Consider the following 22095-nt stretch of genomic DNA (forward strand, 5'->3'; position numbering starts at 1 on the left):
ACTCAGATCACCACACCGGACTGCAACACTGCGATCAGGACGGTCAACACCGGAATCGCCAGCAGCGTCGTGAGGAACACGCAGGTCGAGACGTACTCGGAGACCAGGATGCCGTCCGACCGGGTGCTGCCGGCGAACTCGATGACGAGGATCAGCGGCGTCACGGCGGCGGGCATCGCGGTCTCGAGGACGAACACGCGCGCGACGGTCGGGTTCTCGAAGCCGATCAGGAGCGCGATCCCGAGACCGACGACGGGGGCGATACCCATTTTGAGCGCGGTCGCGGGCCAGGCCCGCGAGACCGCCGAGGCGGTGTCGGTCCGCGCGAGCTGAATCCCCAAAATGAGCAGCATGAGCGGGATCGAGGCGTCGCCGACGAGCTGAAGCGTCTCCATCGCGGCCGCGTCCGCGGGCGGGACGAGATCCAGGGCACGCGCGATCAGCGCCGCGACGACGGCGTAGGCCAGCGGGATGTAGAACACCCGGCGGACCCCCTCGAGGCCGGCTGAACCGCTGCTTCGGGAGGCGACGTAGACGCCGACGGTGTACATCAGCACGGACTGAACCGAGAGGAACAGGACCGCGGTCTGGCGGCCGACCTCGCCGAACGCGAAGTCGGAGACGGGGATGCCGAGGTTCCCCGAGTTAGTGAATATGGCGACCAGCACCAGCGCGCTCAACGCCGGCTCCCGCTCGCCGGTAGCGCGACCGACCGCTTCGGCGATTCCCCACATGACTGCGGTGAAGGCCGCGATGCCGATCGTCACCCGCGCGAGCGTCGCCGCCTCGAGTTCCGTGACGGCGAGGCTGTGAAAGACCAGCGCGGGTGCCAGCACGTAGACGACGGCCGTGTTCAGCGGCTCGGGATCAACCTCCTTGACCGTGGCCAGCACGTAGCCGACCGCCGCGATGGCGACGATCGGACCGACCGCGGAGCCGAAGATACCGACGAGGTCCGCCATCGATCAGCGCCGCTCCTCGCGTTTGCGATGTGATCGTCTCGATGTGTGCGCCGGTTCGGCGACGGTCGCGTGCTGCATTCGCGGGCAGCTACTCTCCCGGCTCGATATGGGGCTTGCGATTACGCGGGAGCGCCGCCACTCGCCGTCGACCGGTGTGGCTCCCGCGTCGATCGGTCCGAATCCGTCTCGGTAGCCGGGACGGTCCACGGCAGTCGTCGAAGCGGCCGGTCAGACGCCGGGTCGCGACCAGTCCTCGTCCGGATCGCGTCGCTCGAACCGGGCCCCCTGACCGCATTCGGGACACCCGAACTGCCGGAACTCGACCTCGCTGCCGATGATCGGGACGGTCGTTTCGATGCCCGTGCCTCTGCGCTCCATCTCGACGTCGCAGCGGGAACACGTCGGTCGTTCTGGGACTGGTTCGCTCTCGAGGGACATGGCCCCCCGTGTTGTATGCTACCACACCTCTCGACTAAACCGTTTCCGTCCGCTGCCTCCACGGCCGTTCCCGAGTTCGACGACTCGCTCGACCACAACGGTCCGCCGCGAACCCCGTTTAAGTGGTTCTGGTCACAAGGTGAAGATACGACGGGAGAACGGTCCTTTCTCGAGTCCACCGCAACCGATCAGCGCCGCCTGTCGGTCCGAATGCGACCGCGCTCGGCGCGTCCGGTTCGACGGCGGTGTCGCTCGAGCGCTTCAGCGGACTTATTTCGGCCGCGCGGGAACCGCGACCATGGCATTCGACGCCCGGATTCGCGTCGCGACCCCGGCGGACGCGGCCGCGGTCCGCGACATCTACGCCCCGTTCTGCGAGTCGACGGCGGTCACTTTCGAGGAGACTGCGCCGAGCGAGGCCGAGATCGTCGACCGAATCGAGTCCACTCTCGAACGGCATCCGTGGCTGGTCTGTGAACTCGACGGCGACGTCGCCGGCTACGCCTACGCGGGGCCGCTCCGCAAGCGCCGCGCTTACGAGTGGGTCGTCGAGTGCTCTATTTACGTGGCGGACTCGGCTCGCCGGACGGGCGTGGGTCGGGGGCTGTACGAGTCGCTGTTCGCCATCCTCGAGCGACAGGAGATCCGTGACGTCTACGCCGTGACGACGGTCCCGAACCCCGAGACCGAACGCTTCCACGAGGGGATGGGGTTCGAACGGCTGGTCGACTTCCCCCGGATCGGCTACACGCAGGCCGACTGGCAGGACGTGGCCTGGTGGCGGCGACCGCTCGCGGCGAAGTCCGAGACGCCCGATCGGCCGCGCGCGTTTCCGGCGGTTCGCGAGGACGAGGACTGGGAGTCACTGGTCCGAACGGGCGAGGACTCACTCGACCTGTCCTGACCGCCACACGCCGGATTCGCCAGCGCCGCTCGCCGGTGCGGTCGGTCGATCGAAGCCGCTTAGTGGCACCACGGACTGGTAACACCCGTGAATCCTTCGAACTGGCGAACCTACCTCGTCACGCAGGCGTCGCTGTCGGGTGACCGATCGACGCCGGAGATCGTTCGCGCGGCTATCGACGGCGGGATCGACGCCGTTCAGCTCCGCGAGAAGGGCACGAGCGCCCGATCGCGCCACGAACTCGGCCTCGAGGTGCGCGAACTCACGGCCGAGGCGGGCGTCGACCTGCTCGTCAACGACCGGGTCGACATCGCCGAGTCGATCGACGCGGACGGCGTCCACGTCGGCCAGTCGGACCTGTCGGTCGCGGTCGCCCGCGACCTGCTCGGGCCGGACGCGATCGTCGGCTGCTCGGCGTCGACGGTCGCGGACGCCCGGAAGGCGGCGGCCGAAGGGGCGGACTACCTCGGCGTCGGGGCCGTCTACGGGACCTCCTCGAAGGACGTCGACGACGCGAAAGACGGGATCGGCCCCGAACGGATCGCCGACATCGCCGACGCGGTCTCGATTCCGATCGTCGGGATCGGCGGAATCACGGCCGACAACGCCGGGCCGGTCGTCGAAGCGGGCGCGGCCGGCGTGGCCGTCATCAGCGAACTCACGGCGGCTCGAGAGCCGCGGGCGGCGACCGAAGCGCTTGCGGCCGCTGTCGAAACGTCGAAGGCGGTCGGTACCGCAGGAGGAAGGGAATGAGTGTCACTGACATCGCCGCGGCCGACCTCGCCGATTCGGTCCGGTCGGTCCGGGAGACGGAGCCGCTCGTCCAGCATCTGACCAACACGGTGACGATCAACGACGTGGCGAACCTGACGCTGCACTGGGGCGGGTTGCCGGTGATGGCCGACTCCGTCGGAGACGCCGGCGAGATGGCCGAGCTCGCGCGCGCGGTCCTGATCAACATCGGACAGGTACCCGACGGTCGCGTCGAGGCCATGCACGAGGCCGGCCGAACGGCGAACGACCGCGGCATCCCGGTCGTCCTCGATCCCGTCGGCGTGGGTTCGACGCCGTCGCGCGAGGCCGTCGCCGAGAGCCTCCTCTCGGGGGTCGATTTCACCGTCATCAAGGGCAACTACGGCGAGATCAGCGCCCTCGCGGGCGTCGAGGCCGACGTGAAGGGCGTCGAGTCGATCGGCGACTACGAGGAGATCGAGGCCACGGCCCGCTCCGTCGCCGAGTCGACCGGCGCGACCGTCGTGGCCTCGGGCGGTACTGACGTCGTCGCGGACGCCGACGGCGCGGTCCGGCTCGCCGCCGGCCACGAGATGCTCGGCGAGGTCGTCGGGACCGGCTGTATGCTCGGCGCGACCGTCGCGACCTTCTGCGGCGCGCTCGAGGACGCCCGGGAAGCCGCCGTCCACGGGACCCTCGCGTTCGGACTCGCCGGCGAGCGAGCGGCGGATCTCGAGTACGCGGGCCCGGGGAGCTATCGCACGAACTTCCGCGACGCCGTCTACGGGATCACCGGCGACGCCGTCGCCGACCCCGTCGACGACGCGCTCGAGGATCGGATCGACGAGGTCCGCTGACCCGGTCCGAACGAGGTTCGATCAACCGATCGGTACGTCCGGTTTTCGGGACTGTACTGAAACGATTTTAATAACGCCGGGCGAACTGCAACCTATGACTCGAGACGAACTCGAGAACACGGCCGAATCGCTCGCACAGGCAGCGGACGCCGCGTCCGACGAGGCACAGGACCGACTCCAGAACCAGGCGGCGAAGTTCGAGGACTACGCCACGGCCGACCGCGGCCCGGATCACGGCCAGCTCGCGCGTCACGAACACATCCTGCACGACATCGCGGACGACGAAGGCGGCGCCGTCGCCGACCACGTCGACGACGCGCTCGAGTCGATCACCGAGTTCCGATCGACGCTCGAGGGCGTCTAGACGACGCCGGGAATCACTTTTCTGTCGCGGCTCGAGAGGATGGCGAGGGGCGAACCCGAAGCTCCTCGCGTGCCTCCACGCAACGGGTCGCCGGTGGCGATCCATCGCTCGGTGCGCCCCACTGCCCCGATGTTCCGCGAGAACTCTCGAGTACCGAACTGGGACACTCGTTTAACAGACTGGCTTGGGGTTCGCGCCCATCCCCTCGAGCGTCTCGACGTACTCGTCGTAGGCAGCCTGGATCGCGCCCGTCGCGGCCTCCTCGGCGCGGTCCCAGTCGTCGTCGGACTCGCAGACGGTCTCGAGGAGGGCGGTCGCGCGCTCGAGTTGCTCGTCCAAGTCCTCGCCGAACCCGCGGAACAGGCTGGCGGTCTGCGGGTCGGCGTCGCCGACGAAGTAGCCGACGACCTGGTCTTTCGAGCGCTGGCTCGCGAGGATGCGGCCGACGAGCGCGCCGGTGCGGGAGACGGTGTCCTCGCGGTCGCGCAGGTACTCGTGAAGCTGTGGAACCTCGTCGGGCTCGTACTCGTCGTCGGCGAGTTTGTCGGCGACGGTCTCGTAGTGGTCGTTCTCGTCGGCGGCCGTGGCTTCGAAGGCCGCGCGGGCCTCGTCGTCGGCCTCGTCGTCCGCCCACTCGCGGAACGTCTGCCAGGCGGCGTACTCGGCGTCGGCGGTCGCCTCGAGAACGGGCTCGGTATCGATCTCACCGCCGGTGTCGGCGTACAACGACTTCGAGGAGCCGAGTCGCGAGAGTGCGGTCTGGTTGGCTTCGTTGACGGTCTCGACGAACGCGTCCGGATCGGTCATGGAGTGGGCTTCGGTCGGGCGCGAGTTAGTTTTATCGTGATGCCGCGTTCGGCGATCCCGCCCGTCCCCGCGATATCGGTCGATATGCACCGGTTACTGTTCGCGAGTTGAACTCCAACGGGGTCATAACAATTACCGCGGTCGAACGTTCTTCGAGCGGAATGAAACGACGAGCGTATCTCGTGACGGCCGCCGCTGCGACGCTCGGTGGCTGTTCTGCCCTGACCGATTCGGACGCGTCGGACGAGTCGAACGAAACCGACGATTCCCCCGACTCGTCGGACACGATCGACGAGGAACCGGGTTCCTTCGATCAGTTCGACGATCTCTCGATGTGGGAAGTGATGGAGGGCTCGCTCGAACTCGACGCCGAGCGAGCGTACGTCGGCGACCAGGCCGGTCGCATGACGGCCGACGAGTCCCAGCGCCGAGTCATGATCAAACGCCGATTCGACTCGCCGCGGGATCTCTCGGACGAGTTCCCCGCGCTGGCGTTCGCGACCGAACAGGACGTCGATCCGGTCGTGCAGCTCTCCGACACGGACGGCAATCGGCTGCTCCTCAAGTGCAACGTCGAGCCGGGACTCCCGCTCGCCCACCACGACCTCGCGGTCTACGACACCGACGGCGACCCCGATCTGAGCGAGGTCGCCCACGTCAAGATCTCCGCGTGGGCGGGCGACAGTCGATCGGTGACGGTGTGGGCCGACGACCTTCGGTTCGTCTCCCGGCCGGAGACGGGCAAAGTCCTCCTCCAGTTCGACGGCGGCGACGAGGCGACCGCCACTCGAGCCCACTCGACGCTCTCCGAACACGACTTTCCCGCGACGGCGTTCGTCCCCACCGATCGCGTGGGCGGCCGCGGCTACCTCAGCCAGGGCCAACTCGAGACCCTCCAGCGCGACGGCTGGACGATCGGCAGTCAGGGAACGCGAGGCAGCGACCTCTCCGGCGGGAGCGAGTCCGCCCAGCGAGCGCGGATCGAGGGTGCCGTCGAGTGGCTCGAGGGGAACGGGTTCGAGGACGGTGCGAACTACTTCTCCTACCCGCTCAACCGCTACGACGACACGACGATGGGTATCGTCGAGGAGACACACGATCTCGGCTTCGTCGGTGGCTTCGCCGGCCACGGAAACCTGTTGAACCCCGCCCTCGCGCCGCGGACGGTCGGCCCGTCCGCCGAGGAGGCGAAGCAGGTGCTCGACTGGACCGCACGGTTCCGGACGATCGCGACGCTCTCGTACACCGATCTCGGTGGCAACTCGGGAGCGGCGTTCGAAGAGACGGTCTCGTCCCTCGCCGATCTCGAGTCGGCCGGCGAGATCGAGGTCGTCGGCCCGGCCGACATCGCGTCGAACCACGTTCACGAGGCGTAGTCCGGTCGAGAGACACCGCTGTCTGTCGTCTTTCGGATACTGTGGCGTTTTTGTCGGCCAGAAAAACCGAACGCGGTCACCGCTGCGTCGGTGTGTCGGTGTCTCGTGTGGTCACTTCGGTCACGAGAGAGCGTGGCTCCCTCGAGCGACTACGCTTATTCGCCGCTGCCGGTTTCGATCGGTGCGTTGACGAGGTTGCCCCACTCGGTCCAGGAGCCGTCGTAGTTGACGGCGTCCTCGTAGCCGAGCAGTTCGTGCAGGGCGAACCAGGCGACCGACGAGCGCTCGCCGATGCGGCAGTAGGCGACGGTCGTCTCGTCGCCGTCGATGCCCTCCTCGGCGTAGAGCTCCTCGAGCTCCTCGCGGTCCTTGAAGGTGCCGTCGTCGTTGGTCACGGCGGCCCACGAGATGTTCTTCGCGCCGGGGACGTGGCCGCCGCGCTGTGCGGTCTCCTGCAGGCCGGAGGGGGCGAGGATCTCGCCGGAGAACTCCTCGGGCGAGCGAACGTCGACCAGCGGGACGCCGCGCTCGATCGCATTCTCGACGTCCTCTCGGTAGGCGCGGATGCTCTCGCGCGGACCGGCGGCGTCGTACTCGGTTTCCGAGAAGTCGGGTGTCTCGTCCGTGGTCGGATAGTCGTTGTCGAGCCAGTATTCGCGGCCGCCGTCGAGCAGATAGACCTCGTCGTGACCGTAGTACTTGAACTGCCAGTAGGTGTAGGCAGCGAACCAGTTGGAGTTGTCACCGTAGAGGACGACCGTGTCGTCCTCGCTGATGCCGTGGCTCCCGAGGAGGTCCTCGAAGTCCTCCTTGTCGAGGATGTCTCGCTGGGTCTGGTCCTGGAGCTGCGTCTCCCAGTTGAAGCCGATCGCGCCGGGTGCGTGTTCCTCCTCGTAGGCTTCCGTGTCGACGTCGACTTCGACCAGTCGGTGGTCGGAATCGTCGTCCTGGAAGTCGTCGAGTCGGTCAGCGACCCAGTCGGCCGTGACGAGTACGTCGTTGGCGTAGTCGGTTGCCATACACGATCCTACGATGGCGACACACAAAGGGACTTCTTAACCGGTCAATTCGGACACCGGTCGACCCTGTCGGGGATATTTGCCGCTATTCCTACCGCCCGGTTCGTTTCGGTACCGTCTAGCGGTGCCGAACGGAGCCGATTCCAGGCGTTTCGGGCGGACGTCCCGGTTCGAACGGAAGTCTTCGGTGCTGACACCAGCAATAGTTGCCACTGTCCCGGTACTCGAGTGGCGGCTCGAAACCGGTGCGTACTCGGGCCTCCGGCCGTATGGTCTCGCTAATGGACGATTCCGTCGTCGTTTCCCCCGACTGGCTCGCATCGCGGTTGGACGATCCGCAGGTCCGTCTCGTCGACGTCAGGGACGCCTGGGAGTTCGACGGGATCGGGCACCTGCCCGGCGCGGTGAACATCCCGTTCGACAGCTACCGCGACGAGAGCGACGTCGACCGCGGCACCTTGCCCGGCGCGGCGGCCTTCGCGGACCTGCTCGGCGAGGCGGGTATCGAAGCCGACGACACGATCGTCGCCTACGACGACACCCACGGCGTCTTCGCCGCCCGCTTCGTGCTCACCGCCCTCGAGTACGGCCACGACGACGTGCGCCTGCTCGACGGCGACTACAGCGCCTGGAATCAATCGTACGAGACCACCGGCGAGACCCCCGACGTCGAGTCGACGACCTACGAGGCCGACCCGCTCTCCCCCGAGGAGAGTCCGCTCGTGGGCTACGACGCCGTCGCGGCGGCTCTCGAGCGCGACGCCGTCCTCGTCGACACGCGCGAACGGGACGAGTTCGAGGAGGCCCGTCTCCCGGGCGCGGTCCGATTCGACTGGCGTGAAGTCGTCGACGACGAGACGCGGCGGCTGAAACCGGAGGCCGAACTCGAGGCGCTGCTCGCCGAGCACGGAATCACGCCGGACCGAGAGATCGTCCTCTACTGCAACACCGCTCGCCGGATTAGCCACACCTACGTCGTCCTCACGGCGCTGGGATACGAGGACGTCCACTTCTACGAGGGGAGCCTGACGGAGTGGCTCGCCAACGACGGCGAGGTCGAGAGCGGGCCGGTTTCGACGGCCGAAGACGACTGACCGCTCGGCGTTCCCCCCCAACCCGTCCCACGGCGCTCACGTCGGCTCAGTGCGGCTGGGACGGCTCGATTCTGATCTCGTCACTGTCGACCGTGACGTCGTATCCGAGATACGAAAAATCGATGCGGACGCCGTCCGACTCGGTGAGACTGTCGAGCGCGTCGGGGTCGAGCGTTCGGTACAGCGGCGGGAGGTCGACGATATCGCACCGCTCCCTATCCGAGATGTCACACAAGAGATCGTACGCAGTGGAACTATTTCGATCGGTCATTGAACCCCCTCCCATAGCAACCTCTCTATCGGGTGTGCCGTAAATCCCCATGCGATTTGCTGGCAATACTACTGGTTTGCGGTAGTCGACTCGCCGACGCTCGACCGTTTCTGGCCGCGCTCCGCCCGGTTGGGTCAGTCTCGTCCGCCCACGTCTCGCCAGTCCGGGGCCGTCGAGTAGTCGGTATCGGCCAGTTCGTCGAACGCCGCGTAGACGACCTCGTTCAGCGCGGGATGGACGTGGACCGAACCGGCGACGTCGTCGACGGTACCGCCGCCGCTGTCCATCGCTACCACGACCTCGTGAATCAGCGACGAGGCCTGCGGGCCGACGACGTGACAGCCCAGGATCTCGCCGTCCGGCCCGGCGATGGCCTTCACGAATCCGTCGTCGGCCTCGAGAATCATCCCCATCGGCGCGGCGTCGTAGGGGACGGTTTCGGTCTCGTAGTCACGTCCGTCGTCCGCGAGCTCGCCCTCGGTCCGCCCGACGCTGGCGACCTGTGGCTCGGTGAAGATCGCGTGGGGCATCGCCTCGTAGTCGACGGCCCGCTGGCTCTCCTCGAGGACGTTCTCCGCGACGACGCGGGCCTCGTAGTCCGCCGCGTGCTTGTACGGCTGGTCCTCGACGACGTCACCCAGCGCCCAGACGCCGTCGGCGCTCGTCTTCAGGAACTGGTCGGTCTCGACGTACCCCCGGTCGTCGGTCTCGACGCCAGTGGCCTCGACCCCGAGCGTATCGGTGTTCGGCCGTCGGCCGGCCGCGAGCAGGAGTTCGTCGGCGGCGAGCTCGACGGCGTCGCCGCTCTCGTTACCAGCATCGCCATCGTCGCCGCTCGGCTCCGCGGTGACCACCACCGCGTCGCCGTCCGTCCCGACTTCGGCCGCCTCGTACCCGGTGTAGACGTCGCAGTAGTTCGCCAGCGACTCGGTCACGACCGCGCTCACGTCGTCGTCCTCCCGCGGGACGAGCCGGTCGCTACGGCCGACGATCGAGACCTCGGTCCCGACCGCGGCGAAGAAGTAGCCCAGTTCGGCCCCGATGTAGCCGCCCCCGACGATGACGAGTTCGTCGGGCCGCTCCGCGAGGAACAGCGCGTCGTCGCTGGTGAGATACGCGACGTCGTCGAGACCGTCGATCGGCGGCACCGTGGGGCGGCCCCCGACCGCGACGACGACGGTCTCACCGCGGATCTTCGCGGCCCTCTCGTCCTCGCTCTCGTCGACCGGCTCGATCTCGAGGGTTCGATCGTCGACGAACCGCCCATCGCCGCGATAGAGGCTGACGCCCTCACTGTCCCGCAGATTCGATGCCTGGTTATCCGCCTTCTCGTAGACCGTATCGTGGATCGCGGCCGTGATCTCGCCGTACTCGACGCCTTCGAGCCGGGCGTCGACGTCGAAGGCCTCGGCGTTTCGCACGTCCGTCACCACGTCGGCCCGATGAATGAGCGCCTTCGAGGGAACGCAGCCGCGAGTGATACACGCGCCGCCCAGCGGCCCGGGCTCGACGACGGCGGCCTCGAGACCCGTCTCGGCGGCCGCAGTGGCGACCAGACTGCCCGATCCGCCGCCGAGCACGACGATATCGTACTCGTCCATGGGCCGTCGACCACGAACGAGCGCGTAAAACCGGTGCCTGCGATCCGCGACTCGAGCGCTTCGTCCGCGCCGTTTCCGTCGGCGGCGGTGCCCGATCGCGGCGTCGGCTCGCCGATCCGGTCCGGGACCACTCGTCGTTCTCGCACGCCGATCGGGTGGCGAAAACGCGACGGCCGAAATCGGGGAGCGGTCTCCGGTTCGGCTTCGATTGTGACGGGTCCGCAGGCGTTACCGCCCGCAACGGCCGACGATTCTGATCGGTGCCGTCCCGGCGAGCCCGTGTTCTCCGTCCTCGCTCCGTTCCCACTCGAGTCGTGCGCTCGAGTCGTCGCCGTCGAAGCCGGTCTCGGCGGTCGGGAAGAACAGGAGGAGATCGTCCCGACCGTCGCCAGTGACGTCGACGACGAAGCCGTCATGGTCCGGCCGTGCACCGCCGCCGTCGGCGACGGCGTCGGGTGCGCCGAACCGGTAGCGGACGTCCTTGGTCGTCGGGTCGAACTCCGCCGTCTGCAGGACGGCGACCGGAATTACGCCCTCGCTGCCCGGATTGATGGGCGCCTCTTCGTCTTCACATCCCGGCTTGACCTCGATCTCGAGGTCCGTCGGGAAGTGCGCGGCAGCTTGTCCGCTGACGGCGGCGATGCCGAGTGCTGCAGCCGCCGTCCCTGCACTCGCTCGAAGCACGCGTCGCCGGCCGATTCCGGCGTCGGTCGTCGATTCGGTCCGTTTCGACGGATCGTGTCGTGTCTCGTCCATGCGACGGATCGAACGTCACCGCTCGCGAAAATAATTACTCTGGTACATGCATCGAAACTATCGTGGTCGATCGAGATCGGACCGGCCGTTCGACCTCTCAGAGCCAGTCGTCGCCCGGGTCGTTCGACGTCGCCTCCCTGTACGACTCGACCGCCGCCGCGAGGTTCTCGAGCGCTTCTTCGGGCGTCTGTCCCTGACTCGAGACGCCGGTTTCCTCGTCGTCGGCGATGTGGAGGCCGTGGTCGTTGACTCGCATGGTCACGTCCGCGTCCGCGAGGGCGTCGTAGTCCGCGGGGTCAGCGTCGTCGTCGGAGCTCATAGACGAGGATTATCGCGGTCGAGTGAAATACGCATCGGCGGCGGCTCCCCGCAGTCACAGTTCGGAGCGCTTGACAAGCGCGTAGACGAGCAAGGCGGCGAGGATCGTACTGAGGTAGGCCTCGGAGCCGGCGAGCAAGCGGGCGAGCGGCCCCTCGGGCGCGATGTTCCCGTACCCGATCGTCGTGTAGCTGACGTAGCTGAAGTAGACGTTCTCGTAGAAGACGCCGAGTCCGTCGGCGGTGGCGAGGTCGCCGATCGAGAGCTGGCCGGCTCCCGTCTCGAACGGCGAGCCGCCGAACGCGTACGGGATCGCGAAAAACAGCGGCGCGATGGCGAACATGATGCCGATCCGCATCGGCCGCATCCCGTGTCCGCAGGTGATCCCGAGGAACCAGTTCTCCACGGCTCGCCCGAGGTTCTTCGTCCTGGTCATCAGTCCTGCGTTCCGGTCGCGGACGGCCTCGAGGTTCTTGTGACGGCTGTACCGCTGGCGCTTGACGCGGAACTCGCCGGCGGTTTTCATGTCGCCGATCTCGCCCGCGCTCTGTTTGGCCTTCAGATACGTCGATTCGACGACTTCCGGCGTCATCTCGAGGGCGTAGTCGCGATCGACCCCGTCGGCCGGTGGCTGGTCGAAGCCGTGGATGGTCCAGTCGTTTCGATCGAGGTACCCCCGGTGGCCGCTGAAGTCGAACGTGTGGCCGTCGAACTCGTCGAACTCCGTCCGGCAGAACCGAAAGTAATCGAGGAGCTGCCGGTGATCGCGCGTCCGCTCGGCCGCGAGGTCGACGTCGCCGATGCTTGCGAGCGTCAGATCGTACCGAACCCACCCCTCCGCGGGCTGGACGATCCGACCGCTCCGGATCTTCGCGCGGGTGAAATCGACGAACACGTCGTCGTCGATTCCGTGCGCTTCGATGTCGATCCGTTCGGAGACGACGCACCGGCTGCAGTCGACCGTGCCGCCGAAGGCAGTCTCCTGGAAGTTCGCGGACGCGATCTCGGCGTCGTGAAAGTCGACGTCGTCGGCGAACCGCGCGCCCTCGAAGGAAACGTCGTCTTTGAGGTGGTTCGCACCGCCGAGGAACTCGCAGCCGCGAAAGGTAGACGGGCCGTCGAACCGAACACCCGAGAAGTCGGCGTCTTCGCGGAATCGACCCTCGTCGAAGTCGACCCCGCGATCGAACGAGACGTCGGGAAAGTCCGCATCGCCGGCAAACGCCGTCGACTCGAAGCGGGCGACCGCTCGGAACGCGGCGGCTTCGAACGTCACGTATCGAAAGGACGCCCGCCGAAACGTCACGTCGCCGTGGAAGGTCGCGCCGACGAAGCTGGCGTCGTCGATCAGCGTTCGAGCCCCGCCGGCGAACGTCCCACCGCGGAAAGTCGTCCGGCCCCGAAACGCGGCGTCGTCGAACGCGGTGTCGTCCTCGAACCGAACCTCGTCGAAGTCCGCATCTGCGCCGAACTCGACACCGCGAAAGTCCGCGTCCCCGGTGAAGGTTGCTTCCCGAAAAACGGCGTTCTCGTGGCACGTGACGTCGTCGAACCGGGTGAAACCGAACTCGGTCTCGCGGAAGGTCACGTCCGCACGAAAGGTCGCTTCCGAAAACGTCGTGTTGTCCTCGAGGTGATTCGAGTCGCCGTGACACTCGGCCGCTCGAAACGTTACGTCGTCGTCGAACGTCGCGTCGTCGAAGCGAACGTCGTCGCGGAAGGTCGCCTCGTCGCAGTCGACCGGCCCCTCGAAGGTCGTCCCGTCGAACGAGACGTCGTCGTCGAACCGCGCTTCGAAGAGGGTCGTCTCTCCGGTGACGGTCGCGTTCGAGCACGAAACCGGCGCTTCGACGTGTGTCTGTCGCAGTCGGAGCGATCCGATAGTGGCCTCGTCGAGCACGAGCGGCACCGTCACCCGTGCGTGCCCCAGCGAGAGTCCCTCGATGGTCGCCCCGCTGAGATCGACCGGGTGCCGATCGACGCTTTCCAACGTCGTCCGGTCCAGCGAGAGCTCGGGAAGCGTCACGCCTTCGAGTTCTTTCTGCTCCTCGCTCCCGTAGACGAGGACCGAGCGAAACGTCTCGCGGACTTCGTCGTCGGTGATCCCCCGTGCCTCGCGTTCGGCGGGCGAGAGTCGCAGAATGGCGGGGTCGACGTCCCTGGACGCGCTCGTCGCGAAGCGATCGTCCGTCCCCTCGAGCGTCCCCCGTTCGGCCTCGGTGCCGGTCCGCTCGTCGGCGTCGGCCCGATCGTCCCGCTCGGCCGCGCCCCCTGCTTCATCTGCCATGGAAACACGTTACGTAAAGCGGCATCATATATGTTTAGAAGACGTCGTTCCCTTCGGAGGGGTGTGACTCTCGCGGCACGTCCGAGACGGGGTCGGGCGACCGCCGGTGCGGTGACGAATCGCGGCGTCTCGTGAAGGCACTCCGCGTGTAGAGCGCGAGGTCGAACTCCGGGTAGGTGTGGTAGGTTTCGTAGCCGTCCTCGGCGATTTCGATCGTCGTTACGGCGTCGGGATTCCCGTCGAACGCGTACGCGAGGTCGAACCCGGGTGAGCCGGACCGGAACCGGTCGTGCGGGAACGCCGACAGCGGCCGGTGTTCGACGGTAGTCACACACCGCAGCGCGTCAGTCTCGAAGACGAGTCGGCGAGGCGGCCGGTCCGACTCGAGCGGAATCCCCGTTCCGTCACGAACGACCGTCGGGGCGGGGTCACAGGTGGACAGTTCGTAGAAGTCGTACTCGGGCGCGCTGACGTAGTGGGAACTGCCGATGATCCGAAACGTGAACGCCGTTCCCAGAAACCGACGCGTGAACGAGTCGAAGACACGAACGTCGCCGGTTTCCGGTGGGCGATCTGCGTGAACGAACTGGAGGGTTTCTCGTGCCATCTCAGTAGTCGACGACGATGTCGTAGTTCGGGTGCAGGACGCTGTTCGGTTCGACCCCACGGTAGGCGGGCAGGGTCCGCCACTGCCACTCGTCGAACGCGTCGGCGTGCTCGTGAACGTACTCGCTTTCGGCACGCTCGAGCGCGGGTTCGGGCGTCGGGCCGTCCGAGAGCACGTAGAAGCGCTCGCCGGGCTCGAGTCGCTCGTCACCGTCGAGGTCGTCGTAGACGTAGTACGGCAGGTATCGGTCGAACCCCGCCTCGCGGACCGTGTTGGCGTAGACCTTGTGGTGGGCTGGGTCGTCGCTCCGCGCGTAGGTCCAGGTGACGGCGAGGCCGTCGTCGGAGAGGCGCTCGCGGACCAGCGTGTAGAACTCCGTCGAGTACAGCGACATCGTCTCGTCGCTGCGGATGCCCGGGATGTCAAGCAGGACGAGATCGTAGGTTTCGTCGGTCTCCTGCAGGTAGGTAAAGGCGTCCTCGACCGTCGTGTTCAGCCGGTCGTACTCGTACGCATCGTCGTTGTACTGCCGGAAGAACTCCCGTTCCCGCGCCATCTCGAGGAACTCGCCGTCGATATCGACCTGATCGACCGACGCGTTGTACTGGCGAAGGTGGTCGACGGCGATATAATCGCCGCCGCCGACGAGCAGGACGTCCACCGAGGACGGATCGTCGAAGGTCGTCATCGGAACGTCGACGAGGCCGCTGTGGTAGGAGTCGACCCACCGATCACAGAACTGGAGCGCCCGATCCAGGCGGAGACACGTCTCCGTTCCGGCGTGGCTCTCGAGGTCGCGCTCGTACGTGAGCACCGTCTGGTACGGCGTGGTGTCGTAGCTGCGCGCCCTGACGTCCGCCGTTCCGTCGGGGTACTCGCTCTCGATGGTTCGCTCGAGGTAGGTCGTCGTCACGGCCCGGTCGACGGCGTCGGGGTGGGCGACGACGGCGGCGTAGGAGCCGGTCAGGAGGAGGCCGACGACGAGGACCACCCGCCACCGACCGGTCGTCGGCCGCGAGAGTGATCTGGTCGAGCCCGAGAACGTCCACGCGGCGAAGCCCAGCGCGGCGACGGCGTTCAACAACCCCAGCGCGAACACGGAGACAACGATTCCGAACCGGGGGTACAACACGAGCGCGTAGACGACCGTGCCGGCGAGGCTTCCGAGGTAGTCGACGCCGAGCACCTCGGAGAACGACCGCTCGTCCGGCTCGCCGACCGCGAAGAAGACGCCGAGGACGCCGCGGACGATCCGTCGCGGGTAGAGGCGACCGAGCGACGCGAAGATCGTGTCTTCCCGGTCCTCGACGAGGTCGGTCAGCAGCGGCACCTCGAAGCCCGACAGTACGCCGACCACGAGGATCGGGACGTGCGAGAGCGCGAGGACCAGCTGCTCCGGAACGGACCCGGAGAGCGACGGCAGGGAGTTGAGCCCGACGATGGCGACCGCTCCCGCTGGTCCCGCGACCGCGAGGTACACTTCGGTCCGGAGGAAGTTCGACTCCGGCTCGCCGAGCTGCGCCGAGAGGACCGATCCGACCCCGAGCGAGAACATGTAGAGTCCGATCGTGATCGAATACCGGAGGACCGTCCCGCCGAAGAAGACGGTGAGCAGCTCCGAGTAGACGAGTTCGTACGCGATCGAACAAAACGCGACGACGAACGTCGCCGAAAGCGCCACGCGCCGATCGGTGAGGAGCCGACGTGTTCGCCGGTCCCGCCGCTCTCGCTCCGGCGGTCCCGAACCGGGTTCGCTCGAACCGGCTCCGTCGCTCCCCCTCCCGTCGGCGCTATCGGTCGGTGTCTCGTTCATGTGATCTGAATGCGTCTCAGTCGAACGCTCCGGCAACGCTTCCCGCTACTCGAGCCGGGTCGCTTCGAACACCGCCCGCTCGAGTCCCCGGCGGCTCCACCGTTACAGCCGCGGCCGAACGTGCCAGGCTTCGTCGATCGTCAGCCCGTCGGTCGACCCCCGGTCGAGCTTAAAATCGACCGCTTGCCACTCGAAGTCGGTATCACCGCCGGGCGACTCGAGGTGGGTTCCGACGCGGTACCAGCCCTCGTCGGCGGTCGTCTCGGTCCCGGGTTCGGTGCCGGCGTCGGCGTCGGTTTCGTTTCCGGACGAGAAATCGGAGTCGACCGCGGTCTCGTTCCCGGACGGCGAGTCGGACTCGGGAACGGTCTCGTTCCCTGACGGCGAGTCGGCGTCGCCCTCGGTGTCCGACGGGAGCGTCGCGAGATCCACCTCGAGGGTCGTTCCCGGCTCGGGATCGGTCCACTCCTCGTCCCACGAGACCGGACCCGGACCCGGCGACTCGCCTCGATACTCCGAATTCGAACCCATGTAGGCGACGCCGAGCGTGGCGACGACCGCGCGATACGTCTCGGTCTCGTGGTCGTCGCGCCAGTTGTTGTGCGTGTGTCCGCCGTAGATAGCCCATCCGTGTCGGCCGGTGGGTGCCGTCGAGTGGCCGCCAGTGCCGCGCCCGGTCGCACCGCTGGGTCCGGAACTCGTCCCGGACGATCGCGACCCGGCGCGGGCGGTGCCGACCGGGAGGAGCGACCCGACGATCGCGGACTCGTCGACGTTGTCGACCGTCGACTCGACTTCCGGTTTCGAGCGCAGATCGATCTCCATCGTTCCGTCGGCGATCTCGACGTCCTCGAACACCTTCGCCTCACGCGGCGGCGGACCGTCGCTGTCGTCCCCGAGATAGCCGGCTAACCCCCCGCTGTCATCCCCGAGACAGCCGGCTAACCCCCCCATGATCGCGAGCGCGCCCCCACTGACACGAAGCAACCGCCGTCGATTCATACGATCCTGTGAACGTTCCATCACAAAGTGCTTTAGGTTTTCGAGTCGTTCACTTCATCACCCATCCGAACGGTTGAAGTGAAGTGGTTGAGTAGCTGCGCGTAGCATGAGCGGCAACGAGAACGCGGTTCGTCGGGAGTTCACGGGCGACGTTCGGGTCGGCGGGGAAGAGACCGAACCCGTCGAACTCCGCGGTGCGGAGGACGTCTACGTGAGCGCCGAGGCCGTGTCGGGGCGGCTAACCCTCTCCGATCCCGAACACGTCTTCACTGACGTCCCCACCGGCGACGAACCGCTCGATTCGGACGCCGTTCGGACGGTCCTGACCGGCGATCTCGACGACGGCTACGTCGATCGGGTCGACGGCGACGTCCTCGTTACCGGGGCCGAAGACGTCTTCGTCGAATACGGGGCGGCCGAGACGCTCTCGACCGTCGGGGCCGAACAGGTCTTCCACGACGACGCGGCCGCGCCCACTCGGTCGCCGGAGGACTACGAGGTTTCGGTGTCGGGCTGGCAGCGGACCCGAGACGTGCGGGATCCCCGCGACGGCGTCTCGATCAGGGGCGGACGGAACGAGCTGACCGTCACCGACGCGCGACACGACCTCACCGTCTACGTCGCGGGCTGGGGCAACGAGATCCGTATCGAGGGCCAGGCTGTCGAGGTGACGGTCTACTTCGTCGGGCGCGACAACCGCGTCAGCGTCGGTCCGTACGTCACGGCGACCACGGGCGCCGAGAGCGGGTTCGACAACGACCTCGAGTCGGACCCCCTCCCGCCGGAAGCGCTCGTCGAGCAGACGGAAGCGGAGGCCTACGAGGGCAACCTGTTCGGCCGTCACAAGGTGACCTACCAGGAACCGGCGTCCGACAGGGAGTGGTGTCCCAACTGTGGCGAGAGCGCGGACGCCGTCATCACGCGCAAACAGCGCGACGCCTTCTTCCTGTTCGGGAAGCCGATCCGCACGTACGACAGCGGCGACGGGGCGTTCGAATGCGAACACTGTACGCCCGTCGCCGTCGGTCCGGTCGAACTCTCGCCCGAGGAACGAAAACGGATTCTCGGATAGCGCGGGCCGCGTCTCTCGGATCGACGCCCCGATCGGGCCCCCGTTTCCGGCGCGACTCGAGTCCGGGCCGCCTCCCGGCCGGGACCGGTTGGAACGCCGGCGGATCGGTTCGACGCCGCTGCTGTCTAGATAAAACCTTTAACGCCGTCGTCCCGTAGACCGAGCAAATGGTACTCGACGATCTCGGGAGTTCCCTGCGGGGCACCCTGGACAAGCTCCGCGGGAAGTCGCGACTCAGCGAAGAAGACATCGAGGAGATCGTCAAGGAGATCCAGCGTTCGCTGCTCTCCGCCGACGTCGACGTCTCGCTCGTGATGGAGCTGTCGGACAACATCAAGGACCGGGCCCTGGAGGAGGAACCGCCCGCCGGCACGCCGGCGCGGGACTTCGTCCTCCGCATCGTCTACGAGGAACTGGTCGATCTCATCGGCGAGTCGACCGAGCTGCCGCTCGAGGAACAGACCATCCTGCTGGCGGGGCTGCAGGGGTCCGGGAAGACGACCTCCGCCGCGAAGATGGCCTGGTGGTTCTCGACCAAGGGCCTTCGCCCAGCGGTCATCCAGACCGACACCTTCCGACCCGGCGCGTACGACCAGGCCGCGGAGATGGCCGAGCGCGCGGAGGTCGACTTCTACGGGAACCCGGACAACGACGACCCCGTCGACATCGCTCGGAAGGGCCTCGAGGAGACCAGCGACGCCGACGTCCACATCGTGGACACGGCGGGTCGCCACGCGCTCGAGGACGATCTGATCGACGAGATCGAGCAGATCGAGGACGTCGTCGAGCCGGACACGTCGCTGCTCGTCCTCGACGCCGCCATCGGGCAAGGTGCGAAAGACCAGGCCCAGCAGTTCGACGAGTCGATCGGCATCGACGGCGTCGTCATCACGAAGTTAGACGGGACCGCGAAGGGTGGCGGCGCGCTGACCGCGGTCGACCAGACCGACTCCTCGATCGCCTTCCTCGGGACCGGCGAGGAGGTCCAGGACGTCGAGCGCTTCGAGCCCGACGGCTTCATCTCGCGGCTGCTCGGCATGGGCGATCTCAGTCAGCTCGCCGAGCGCGTCGAGCGCGCGATGGAGCAGACCGAGATGGAGGAGGAGGACTGGGATCCCGAGGACATGCTTCAGGGCCAGTTCACCTTGAACGACATGCAAAAGCAGATGGAGGCGATGAACAACATGGGGCCGCTCGATCAGGTCATGGACATGATCCCCGGCCTCGGCGGCGGGATCAAGGACCAGCTGCCCGACGACGCGATGGACGTCACGCAGGAGCGGATGCGGACGTTCACGGTGATCATGGACTCGATGACCGAGGCGGAAAAGGAGTATCCGAAGGCCATCGGCGCGAGCCAGATCCGACGCATCGCCCGCGGCTCGGGGACCGAGGAGGAACAGGTCCGGGAGCTGCTCCAGCAGTACAAGATGATGGAACGCACGATGAAGCAGTTCCAGGGGATGGGCTCCGAACAGGAGATGCAGCGCATGATGCAGCAGATGCAACAAGGCGGCGGTGGCGGTGGCGGCGGCATGGGCGGAATGGGGCCGTTCGGCTAACTCCGCACTGGTCGCGTCCCGACCGCCCTCTCGCGGCGAACTGACGCAGTGTCGCAGCGACTCGCGGCATCCTGTCGGTAAACTGCAGTTCGTTCTTTCACTCCGAGTGACAGTCCAGATGCCACTACGTTAATGCTGCTCTAGACGTACCCTCGAGTAGGAATGAACCGTCGACAGTATCTCGCACGGGCCGGCGCGGCGGGCTCGAGCGTCGGAGCGCTCGCGGGCCTGGCGGGCTGTCTCGACGATCTCAGCGGATCGTCGGGAGGAGACGAGGGCGATGCCGGGACCGACGACGGTGCCGGGAGTCGGGCCGGCGTCCGGGCGATCGACCGTGCCGCCGGCAGACTGAACGACGCCGCGAAGGCGTTAGACGAACTGGAGGGGCTCGAGAATCCCGACGCAGTCGAGTTCGACCCCGAACCGCCCCGGACCGCGATCGCCGAGGCCAGAGACCACCTCGAGACCGCCGAGTCCGAACTGGGCGAGGACCGACGGGCCGATATCGCGACGCTGCGGTCGTACGCGGACGCGCTCGAGGGGCTGGTCGCGGTCACCGCGACGGTCACCGACGACGCGATCGCCGACGACATCGATACCGTCACGACGGCGATCGAATCCGAGGGCGACATCGAGACGGCGAGCGAGACCGTCGACGACCGCTCCGCCGAGATCGCCGCGGCTCACGAGCGGTGGGACGAGGCGAATACGACGATTCGAGATCTCGACGGGGATCGACTCGGCGACCTGACCGGCGTCGACCCCGCCGATCTCGAGGCGGGCGCGGCCGCCCTCGGCGACACGGTGTCCTCGCTCGAGACGCTCGCCGCGGCGTACGACGCGACGCTGGATCTCGAGGCAGGGTACGGGGCGCTCGAACGGGGCCGCGAGCACTCGGACGATCGCGAGTTCGAAGCCGCTCGAACGGCGTTCGAGACCGCCGAATCGACGTTTTCGGCGTCGCAGCGCCGCCTCGAGAATGGACTGGCGGACGCGCCCGAGGGGCTCGCGAGTCACTTCGAGACGGCCGAGTGCCAGAACCGACGGCTGGCGGCGGCGGCGGCGGCGTTCGCTGCGGCGGCGACGGCCGCGTCGAACGGGAACCCGCTCGCCGCCAAGGAGCACCGGAGCGAGGGCGAAGCGGAACTCGAGAGCGTCGGGAACTGCTCGTAACCTGCTTCGGTTACCGAGTCGTCGCCGCATCGGTCTCGCCGGCCGCCATCGGCGGGAGGTCGTCGACGAGGACGACCGCGTTACCCTCGAGCACCATCGTCCCGTCGCCGTCCGACACGTTCGTTTCGATCCGGTACTTCGACTGGCCGAGATCCTCGACGATCTCGCAGACCGCGGTCGCGGAGTCGCCGACTGCAAGCGGTGCGCGGAAGCTACTCTCCTGTGAGAGGTAGATCGTCAGCCCCGGTAGGCGGGCGAGGGCTGCGCTGATCAGTCCGTTCGCGAGGACGCCGTGGACGATTCGTTCGCCGAACCGGGTCTCGGCGGCGTAGGCCGCGTCGAGATGCACCCGGTTGGTGTCGCCCGTCGCCGCTGCGAAGGCCTCGACGTCCTCGTCGGAGATCGTTTTCGAGAACCGTGCGACGTCACCGACCGAGACGGTCGACTCGTCGTCGCCGCGATACTCGAACGTCCAGTCGTCGCGTTCGTACTGCGTGTCCGACCGGACGTGTCTGCGAGGCGGTCGCTGGCGCGACTCCCCGCCGCGGTGGGCGAGTTGCGGCACGTAGTACGTGAGTTCGGTCGTCGTGACGATTCCGACCAGTTCGTCGGTCTCGGCCCGCTCGACCCCGGTCGCGTCGCCGTCTCCCTCGGCCCCGGAATCGCCGCTCGAGACGACTGGCAGGTGTTCGATGTCGGTCGTTCGAAGCAGTTCGACGGCGTCCACGATCGACGCGGTCGGTTCGATCGTCGTCACCGGTGCCGACATGACGTCGCGCACCCGGAGGTGGCCGAGATCCGACCGCTCACAGAGGTGCGTGACGAAGTCCCCCTCGGTGAGGATACCGATCGGCTCGCCGTCCCGAACGATGACCACCGAACTGACGTTCTCGCCGCGCAGCAGCGTCGCCGCCTCGGTTGCGGTTACATCGGGCGTGGCGGTGACGACGTCCTCGACCATGATCTCTGCGACGGGTATCGTGTCGTGCATTTGACGGTCGTACATCGCCGATCCCTATCGTTCCTTGCCCGTTCGTCGTAACGGGGGAAGCCGACTATCGATGTCGATACCGATGCGGA

At 67.2% G+C, this 22095-nt stretch carries 22 protein-coding genes; 9 read left to right on the forward strand and 13 right to left on the reverse strand.

Annotated features, from left to right (window positions below; genetic code table 11):
- Window positions 1-2: 2 nt before the first annotated feature.
- Together BMX07_RS11610 and BMX07_RS11615 are read right to left on the reverse strand one after the other, a co-directional pair.
- A complete protein-coding gene (locus tag BMX07_RS11610; RefSeq protein WP_090617939.1) occupies window positions 3-962 on the reverse strand; it encodes an AEC family transporter in 960 nt (319 codons plus the stop codon).
- A 228-nt stretch (window positions 963-1190) separates the two neighbouring features.
- Complete coding sequence (locus BMX07_RS11615) at window positions 1191-1340, reverse strand: hypothetical protein (protein ID WP_245742099.1); 150 nt, start codon at window positions 1338-1340, stop codon at window positions 1191-1193.
- 358 nt (window positions 1341-1698) lie between these two features.
- Here BMX07_RS11615 and BMX07_RS11620 point away from each other — a divergent pair, with 358 nt between their 5' ends.
- The 4 genes from BMX07_RS11620 to BMX07_RS11635 all read left to right on the forward strand — a co-directional run bounded on the left by BMX07_RS11620 (window position 1699) and on the right by BMX07_RS11635 (window position 4257).
- Window positions 1699-2304 carry a GNAT family N-acetyltransferase gene (locus BMX07_RS11620; RefSeq protein WP_090617943.1) on the forward strand — a complete coding sequence of 202 codons (606 nt, stop codon included), beginning with the start codon at window positions 1699-1701 and terminating at the stop codon, window positions 2302-2304.
- Between the two features lie 87 nt (window positions 2305-2391).
- On the forward strand, window positions 2392-3057 hold the full coding sequence (gene thiE, locus BMX07_RS11625; RefSeq protein WP_090617945.1) for a thiamine phosphate synthase: 666 nt from the start codon (window positions 2392-2394) through the stop codon (window positions 3055-3057).
- On the forward strand, window positions 3054-3893 hold the full coding sequence (thiM, locus tag BMX07_RS11630) for a hydroxyethylthiazole kinase (protein ID WP_090617947.1): 840 nt from the start codon (window positions 3054-3056) through the stop codon (window positions 3891-3893). Before thiE ends, thiM begins: the two co-directional genes overlap by 4 nt.
- A gap of 94 nt (window positions 3894-3987) precedes the next feature.
- Window positions 3988-4257 carry a DUF7553 family protein gene (locus tag BMX07_RS11635; RefSeq protein ID WP_090617949.1) on the forward strand — a complete coding sequence of 90 codons (270 nt, stop codon included), beginning with the start codon at window positions 3988-3990 and terminating at the stop codon, window positions 4255-4257.
- A gap of 171 nt (window positions 4258-4428) precedes the next feature.
- On the opposite strand, the gene BMX07_RS11640 is transcribed toward BMX07_RS11635, so the two are convergent.
- The gene (locus tag BMX07_RS11640) at window positions 4429-5064 is read right to left on the reverse strand and encodes a rubrerythrin family protein (protein WP_090617951.1); all 636 of its coding nucleotides are present in this window, start codon (window positions 5062-5064) and stop codon (window positions 4429-4431) included.
- Between the two features lie 161 nt (window positions 5065-5225).
- On the opposite strand from BMX07_RS11640, the gene BMX07_RS11645 reads away from it, so the two are divergent.
- Complete coding sequence (locus BMX07_RS11645; RefSeq protein WP_090617953.1) at window positions 5226-6440, forward strand: polysaccharide deacetylase family protein; 1215 nt, start codon at window positions 5226-5228, stop codon at window positions 6438-6440.
- Window positions 6441-6595: 155 nt separating this feature from the next.
- Here BMX07_RS11645 and BMX07_RS11650 read toward each other — a convergent pair whose 3' ends face one another.
- Window positions 6596-7459, reverse strand: coding sequence for a sulfurtransferase (locus BMX07_RS11650; RefSeq protein ID WP_090617955.1), 864 nt, complete (start codon window positions 7457-7459; stop codon window positions 6596-6598).
- Between the two features lie 281 nt (window positions 7460-7740).
- Here BMX07_RS11650 and BMX07_RS11655 point away from each other — a divergent pair, with 281 nt between their 5' ends.
- Complete coding sequence (locus BMX07_RS11655) at window positions 7741-8553, forward strand: sulfurtransferase (protein WP_090617957.1); 813 nt, start codon at window positions 7741-7743, stop codon at window positions 8551-8553.
- 46 nt (window positions 8554-8599) lie between these two features.
- Here BMX07_RS11655 and BMX07_RS11660 read toward each other — a convergent pair whose 3' ends face one another.
- From BMX07_RS11660 to BMX07_RS11695, 8 genes are all read right to left on the reverse strand, one after another.
- Window positions 8600-8824: a HalOD1 output domain-containing protein gene (locus tag BMX07_RS11660; protein WP_090617959.1), complete on the reverse strand. Its 225-nt coding sequence runs from the start codon at window positions 8822-8824 to the stop codon at window positions 8600-8602.
- A gap of 134 nt (window positions 8825-8958) precedes the next feature.
- Entirely contained in the window at window positions 8959-10425 is a 1467-nt protein-coding gene (locus BMX07_RS11665) for a dihydrolipoyl dehydrogenase (protein WP_090617961.1), read from the reverse strand.
- Window positions 10426-10653: 228 nt separating this feature from the next.
- Window positions 10654-11181 (reverse strand): hypothetical protein, encoded by a 528-nt coding sequence (locus BMX07_RS11670; protein WP_090617963.1) that lies wholly within the window; start codon window positions 11179-11181, stop codon window positions 10654-10656.
- A 97-nt stretch (window positions 11182-11278) separates the two neighbouring features.
- Window positions 11279-11500, reverse strand: a complete 222-nt coding sequence (locus tag BMX07_RS11675; protein ID WP_090617965.1) for a type II toxin-antitoxin system HicB family antitoxin — start codon at window positions 11498-11500, stop codon at window positions 11279-11281.
- A gap of 54 nt (window positions 11501-11554) precedes the next feature.
- Window positions 11555-13786, reverse strand: a complete 2232-nt coding sequence (locus BMX07_RS11680; RefSeq protein WP_090617967.1) for a pentapeptide repeat-containing protein — start codon at window positions 13784-13786, stop codon at window positions 11555-11557.
- A gap of 34 nt (window positions 13787-13820) precedes the next feature.
- Window positions 13821-14393 (reverse strand): DUF2617 family protein, encoded by a 573-nt coding sequence (locus BMX07_RS11685; protein WP_245742100.1) that lies wholly within the window; start codon window positions 14391-14393, stop codon window positions 13821-13823.
- 1 nt (window position 14394) lies between these two features.
- Window positions 14395-16206 carry a spermidine synthase gene (locus BMX07_RS11690; RefSeq protein ID WP_090617970.1) on the reverse strand — a complete coding sequence of 604 codons (1812 nt, stop codon included), beginning with the start codon at window positions 16204-16206 and terminating at the stop codon, window positions 14395-14397.
- 102 nt (window positions 16207-16308) lie between these two features.
- Window positions 16309-17208, reverse strand: coding sequence for a hypothetical protein (locus BMX07_RS11695; protein WP_245742101.1), 900 nt, complete (start codon window positions 17206-17208; stop codon window positions 16309-16311).
- A 106-nt stretch (window positions 17209-17314) separates the two neighbouring features.
- Here BMX07_RS11695 and BMX07_RS11700 point away from each other — a divergent pair, with 106 nt between their 5' ends.
- The 3 genes from BMX07_RS11700 to BMX07_RS11710 all read left to right on the forward strand — a co-directional run bounded on the left by BMX07_RS11700 (window position 17315) and on the right by BMX07_RS11710 (window position 21015).
- Window positions 17315-18280, forward strand: a complete 966-nt coding sequence (locus tag BMX07_RS11700) for a DUF8108 domain-containing protein (protein ID WP_090617974.1) — start codon at window positions 17315-17317, stop codon at window positions 18278-18280.
- Between the two features lie 167 nt (window positions 18281-18447).
- On the forward strand, window positions 18448-19842 hold the full coding sequence (locus tag BMX07_RS11705) for a signal recognition particle protein Srp54 (RefSeq protein WP_090617976.1): 1395 nt from the start codon (window positions 18448-18450) through the stop codon (window positions 19840-19842).
- Between the two features lie 162 nt (window positions 19843-20004).
- Entirely contained in the window at window positions 20005-21015 is a 1011-nt protein-coding gene (locus BMX07_RS11710; RefSeq protein WP_090617978.1) for a hypothetical protein, read from the forward strand.
- A gap of 10 nt (window positions 21016-21025) precedes the next feature.
- Here BMX07_RS11710 and BMX07_RS11715 read toward each other — a convergent pair whose 3' ends face one another.
- On the reverse strand, window positions 21026-22006 hold the full coding sequence (locus BMX07_RS11715; RefSeq protein ID WP_090618435.1) for a CBS domain-containing protein: 981 nt from the start codon (window positions 22004-22006) through the stop codon (window positions 21026-21028).
- Window positions 22007-22095 lie beyond the last annotated feature (89 nt).

This window comes from Natrinema salaciae (assembly GCF_900110865.1).
Lineage (GTDB): Archaea > Halobacteriota > Halobacteria > Halobacteriales > Natrialbaceae > Natrinema > Natrinema salaciae.

Bases quoted from the DNA above. Each gene is read 5' to 3' on its own strand.
- BMX07_RS11650 (WP_090617955.1), bottom strand. From the start codon at position 7,459: ATGGCAACCGACTACGCCAACGACGTACTCGTCACGGCCGACTGGGTC.
- BMX07_RS11675 (WP_090617965.1), bottom strand. From the start codon at position 11,500: ATGAGCTCCGACGACGACGCTGACCCCGCGGACTACGACGCCCTCGCG.
- BMX07_RS11645 (WP_090617953.1), top strand. From the start codon at position 5,226: ATGAAACGACGAGCGTATCTCGTGACGGCCGCCGCTGCGACGCTCGGT.
- BMX07_RS11620 (WP_090617943.1), top strand. From the start codon at position 1,699: ATGGCATTCGACGCCCGGATTCGCGTCGCGACCCCGGCGGACGCGGCC.
- BMX07_RS11690 (WP_090617970.1), bottom strand. From the start codon at position 16,206: ATGAACGAGACACCGACCGATAGCGCCGACGGGAGGGGGAGCGACGGA.
- BMX07_RS11670 (WP_090617963.1), bottom strand. From the start codon at position 11,181: ATGGACGAGACACGACACGATCCGTCGAAACGGACCGAATCGACGACC.
- BMX07_RS11695 (WP_245742101.1), bottom strand. From the start codon at position 17,208: ATGAATCGACGGCGGTTGCTTCGTGTCAGTGGGGGCGCGCTCGCGATC.
- BMX07_RS11640 (WP_090617951.1), bottom strand. From the start codon at position 5,064: ATGACCGATCCGGACGCGTTCGTCGAGACCGTCAACGAAGCCAACCAG.
- BMX07_RS11660 (WP_090617959.1), bottom strand. From the start codon at position 8,824: ATGACCGATCGAAATAGTTCCACTGCGTACGATCTCTTGTGTGACATC.
- BMX07_RS11655 (WP_090617957.1), top strand. From the start codon at position 7,741: ATGGACGATTCCGTCGTCGTTTCCCCCGACTGGCTCGCATCGCGGTTG.
- BMX07_RS11665 (WP_090617961.1), bottom strand. From the start codon at position 10,425: ATGGACGAGTACGATATCGTCGTGCTCGGCGGCGGATCGGGCAGTCTG.
- BMX07_RS11700 (WP_090617974.1), top strand. From the start codon at position 17,315: ATGAGCGGCAACGAGAACGCGGTTCGTCGGGAGTTCACGGGCGACGTT.
- BMX07_RS11610 (WP_090617939.1), bottom strand. From the start codon at position 962: ATGGCGGACCTCGTCGGTATCTTCGGCTCCGCGGTCGGTCCGATCGTC.
- BMX07_RS11685 (WP_245742100.1), bottom strand. From the start codon at position 14,393: ATGGCACGAGAAACCCTCCAGTTCGTTCACGCAGATCGCCCACCGGAA.
- BMX07_RS11680 (WP_090617967.1), bottom strand. From the start codon at position 13,786: ATGGCAGATGAAGCAGGGGGCGCGGCCGAGCGGGACGATCGGGCCGAC.
- BMX07_RS11710 (WP_090617978.1), top strand. From the start codon at position 20,005: ATGAACCGTCGACAGTATCTCGCACGGGCCGGCGCGGCGGGCTCGAGC.
- BMX07_RS11635 (WP_090617949.1), top strand. From the start codon at position 3,988: ATGACTCGAGACGAACTCGAGAACACGGCCGAATCGCTCGCACAGGCA.
- BMX07_RS11715 (WP_090618435.1), bottom strand. From the start codon at position 22,006: ATGCACGACACGATACCCGTCGCAGAGATCATGGTCGAGGACGTCGTC.
- BMX07_RS11705 (WP_090617976.1), top strand. From the start codon at position 18,448: ATGGTACTCGACGATCTCGGGAGTTCCCTGCGGGGCACCCTGGACAAG.
- BMX07_RS11615 (WP_245742099.1), bottom strand. From the start codon at position 1,340: ATGGAGCGCAGAGGCACGGGCATCGAAACGACCGTCCCGATCATCGGC.
- thiM (WP_090617947.1), top strand. From the start codon at position 3,054: ATGAGTGTCACTGACATCGCCGCGGCCGACCTCGCCGATTCGGTCCGG.